A 2,381-nucleotide genomic window follows, 5' to 3' on the forward strand; every position below is an offset into this window, starting at 1 on the left:
ACGACACCCTCACCGTCCCCGGCCGCACACCCAACACCGCCCCCCGGCTCGCCGCCCGCTGGACGCCCTCGGCCGACCTCAAGACCTGGCGGTTCACCCTCGCCAAGGGCGCCACCTTCCACGACGGCTCCCCGGTCACGGCCAAGGACGTCGTCTTCTCGCTGCGCCGGCTGCGCGCCACCCCGGCCGGCGCCTCCCGGCTCCCCGGCATCCAGGCCAGGAACATCACCGCCGAGGGGACCGGCACCGTCGTCCTCGTCTCCGACTACGCCAACGCCGAACTCCCGCAGCTCACCCGCCTCACCACCTTCGTCGTCCCCGACGGCACGGCCGACAAGGACATGGCCGAGGCGCCCGGCACCGGCCCCTTCACGCTCGACTGGTTCCGCGGCGGCAACGCCCGCCTGGTCCGCAACGACCGGTGGTACGGCGGTGAGGTGCACCTCGACGCCATCGAGGTGAAGATCTTCGAGAGCCCGCAGGCGATGGCGAGCGCGCTGCTGGCCGGCCAGATCGACCTCGCCTCCAACGTCGGCGCCGTCGCGGCCCGCACGGCCAAGGGGCGCGGGGACATCCAGACCGTCCGCCGCCCCAACGACATGGCCATGCCCCTCGTCCTGCGCACCGCCGACGGCCCCTTCGCCGACCCGAAGGTCCGCGAGGCGCTCCGCCTGGCCGTCGACCGCGAGGCCATGGTCAAGCAGGTCCTGTCCGGCTACGGCAGCGTCGCCAACGACGTCCTCGGCACCGGCGACCCCGCCTACGCCAAGGACCTCCCGCAGCGCACCCGCGACCTGGCCCGCGCCAGGAAGCTGCTGAAGGAGGCCGGCTTCGACACCTCCAAGACGTACGAACTCCGCACCACCGAGGACATCTCCGGCCTCGCCGAGTCCGCCACCCTCTTCGCCTCCCAGGTCCGCGAGGCCGGCGTGAAGATCAAGGTGGTCAAGCAGGAGTCGGCCGTCTTCTGGGACAAGACCTGGCTCAAGGCCGACCTCTACACCACCTACTGGGGCACCAACGACTCGGTGGTCTTCTTCGCCAGCAAGACCATGGTCTCCGACAGCGCCCAGAACGAGGCCGGCTTCAGGGACCGCGCGTTCGACGCGGCCTACCGGAAGGCCATCGGCACCGCCGACGCCACCGAGCGCGCGCGGCTGCTGAAGGAACTCCAGCGGATCGAGTACGAACGCTCCGGCTACCTGCTGTGGGGCATGGCCGACGGCATCGACCTCGCCGGGTCCGCCGTCCGCGGCCTGCCCACGCTGCCCGGGTACGGGCGGGTCCAGCTCGAACAGGCATGGCTGGCCCGTTGACGGCCGGCACCGCCGCGCCGGCCCTGGGCGAGGGGGCGGCGCCGCCACGTGTCCTGAGGCACCTCGCCCGCCTCGGCGCGCTGCTGCTCAAGCGCGCGGCACTGCTGGCCACCCTGCTGGCGCTGGTCTTCGTCACCATCGAACTGCTGCCCGGCGACGCGGCGACCGCCACCTCCGAGCGCGGCGAGAGCGCGGCCGACGTCGCCCGCCGGCGCGCCCTGCTCGGCCTGGACCGGCCGCTGCCCACCCGCTTCTGGGACTGGATGTCCGGCCTGCCCACCGGCGACCTCGGCACCTCGGCCCGCGGCGAACGCGTCACCGACCTGATCTCCACCGCGTTCCCCAACACCCTGCTGCTCGGCGGCATCGCCCTGCTCCTCACCGCCGTCCTCTCGCTGGCCCTGGGCTGCTGGGCCGCGCTGCGCCCGGGCGGCCGGCTGGACCGGGCGGTGTCGGGCACGGCGACGGCGGTGCTCGCCCTGCCCGAGTTCGTGGTCGCGGTCGCCCTCGTGCTCGTGCTCTCGCTGTGGACCGGCTGGCTGCCCGCCGTCACCCTCACCGACGCCGACGGAAACCCCGCCTCGTGGACGATGCTGATCCTGCCCGCCCTCGCCCTGACCGTCCCGCAGACCGGCTGGAACACCCGCATCGTGCGCGCCGCCCTCGCCGACGAGGCCCGCGCCCCGCACGTGGAGACCGCTCTCCTGGACGGACTCCCGCCGCACCGCGTGCTGACCCACCACGTCCTGCCCGGCGCCCTGCCCACCATCGCGGCGGGCCTGGCCACCTCCACCGGCATGCTGCTGGGCGGCGCCGTCGTGGTCGAGACGATCTTCAACTACCCCGGTGTCGGCGCGGTCCTGGCCTCCGCCGTCACCGACCGCGACACCCCCGTCATCGCCGGCGTCACGGCCCTGTCCGGCGCGGTCATCACCGGGGTGCTGCTCGCGGCCGACCTGGTGCGGGACGCCGTGGCGGGAGGCCGCCGATGAGCCCCGACAGCACGGCGGGACGCCCGACCGGAACACCGCCCTCACCCCCGGCCCCGGGCACGCCCGCCCCGCG

2 protein-coding genes are annotated in these 2,381 nt (G+C 74.3%); both read left to right on the forward strand.

Annotation, left to right across the window (positions count from 1 at the left end; translation table 11 throughout):
- A partial coding sequence (locus tag CCN44_RS29150) for an ABC transporter substrate-binding protein (RefSeq protein WP_086700850.1) occupies positions 1-1,316 on the forward strand: 1,316 nt, incomplete at its 5' end.
- A complete protein-coding gene (locus CCN44_RS29155) occupies positions 1,301-2,308 on the forward strand; it encodes an ABC transporter permease (protein ID WP_059252983.1) in 1,008 nt (335 codons plus the stop codon). The genes CCN44_RS29150 and CCN44_RS29155, both read left to right, overlap by 16 nt.
- The last annotated feature ends 73 nt before the right edge of the window (positions 2,309-2,381 follow it).

This window comes from Streptomyces tricolor, from assembly GCF_002155905.1.
Taxonomy (GTDB): domain Bacteria; phylum Actinomycetota; class Actinomycetes; order Streptomycetales; family Streptomycetaceae; genus Streptomyces; species Streptomyces tricolor.

What these genes read in the sequence shown, in the direction of transcription:
- CCN44_RS29155 (WP_059252983.1), top strand. Translation starts at nt 1,301, where the DNA reads ATGGCTGGCCCGTTGACGGCCGGCACCGCCGCGCCGGCCCTGGGCGAG.